General features: G+C 76.5%; 1 protein-coding gene. It reads left to right on the top strand.

Annotated elements, in window-relative coordinates; all coding sequences use genetic code 11:
- On the top strand, positions 1-1,527 hold a 1,527-nt coding region (locus tag N866_RS15725; protein WP_052023145.1), incomplete at its 5' end, for a phospho-sugar mutase.
- Positions 1,528-1,561 lie beyond the last annotated feature (34 nt).

Genomic DNA, 1,561 nt, shown 5'->3' with positions numbered 1-1,561 from the left:
CGGTACCTCGGGGAGCGGCTGGCGGAGCCGGGCGACGAGACCGACCGCGGTGTCGGAGGCCCCCGCGTCGTCATCGGGTACGACGCCCGGTACGACTCGGACGTCTTCGCCCGGGACACGGCGGCCGTGGTGGTCGCGGCCGGCGGCCAGGCGCTGCTGCTGCCCGAGCCCCTGCCCACCCCCGTCCTGGCGTTCGCCGTGCGGCACCTCGGTGCGGACGCGGGCGTCATGGTCACCGCCAGCCACAACCCGCCGCAGGACAACGGGTACAAGGTCTACCTCGGCGGCCGGGTCGTCACGGACTCCGGGCAGGGCGCCCAGATCGTGCCGCCGTACGACGCGGCGATCGCGGCGCACATCGGCGCCGTGCCGTCGGTCGCGTCGGTCCCGCGCAGCGAGGACGGCTGGACGGTCCTCGGGGACGAGGTCCTCGAGGCGTACCTGACGGGCCTGCGGGCCCTGGAGCAGCCCGGCACCGCGACCGACCTGCGCATCGTGCTGACCTCGCTGCACGGCGTGGGCGGCCGGACCGCCGAGCGCGTCCTGCGCGGGGCGGGCTTCCAGGACCTCCACGTCGTGGCGGAGCAGGCCCAGCCGGACCCCGACTTCCCCACGGTCGCGTTCCCCAACCCGGAGGAGCCCGGGGCGATCGACCTCGCGCTCGCGCTCGCCGACGCCGTCGGGGCCGACCTCGTGCTGGCCAACGACCCGGACGCGGACCGCTGCGCGGCGGCGGTCCGCGACCCCCGCCGGGCGCACGCGGACGCCACGACCGCCCCGGGGACGGCGCGTGCCGGCGGGTGGCGCATGCTCCACGGCGACGAGGTGGGGGCGCTGCTGGGCGACGACATCGGGCGTCGCCTCACCGGCTCGGGCGGTGTCATGGCCAACTCGATCGTCTCCTCGCGCCTGCTGGGGAAGATCGCCGCGGGTCACGGCCTGTCGCACCGGGAGACCCTGACCGGCTTCAAGTGGATCGCCCGCGTGGACGGGCTCGTGTTCGGCTACGAGGAGGCCCTGGGCTACTGCGTCGACCCCTCCCTCGTCCGCGACAAGGACGGGCTCTCGGCCGCGCTGCTGCTCGCGCAGCTCGCGGCCCGCCTCAAGGCGGAGGGCCGGACGCTGCTGGACCTGCTCGACGACCTCGCGCTGCGGCACGGCCTGCACCTGACGGACCAGCTCTCGGCGCGGTTCGCCGACCTCGAGCAGATCCCCGCCACCATGGCGCGGGTGCGGCAGGCGCCGCCGACGACGCTCGCCGGCTCCCCGGTGGTCGAGGTGGTGGACCTGGCCGAGGGCGGCGAGGGCCTGCCGCCGACCGACGGCCTGCGCCTGCTCGCCCAGGACGGCACGCGCGTCGTCGTCCGTCCGTCGGGCACCGAGCCCAAGGTCAAGTGCTACCTCGAGGTGATCGTCCCCGTGGACGACGACGGCTCGGCGGACCCCGTCGGCACCGCCCGGCGCGCGGCCCGGGAGCGGCTCGACGCGGTGCGCGACGACGTCGCCGCCGCGCTCGGCCTGGGGTGACCTCCTTCGTCCTGCTGGACCCGGCGCCTGCCGG

This window comes from Actinotalea ferrariae CF5-4, assembly GCF_000603945.1.
Taxonomy (GTDB): domain Bacteria; phylum Actinomycetota; class Actinomycetes; order Actinomycetales; family Cellulomonadaceae; genus Actinotalea; species Actinotalea ferrariae.
Note: the sequence above shows the minus strand (reverse complement) of the source record. Positions and strands in the feature narration are given on the sequence as shown.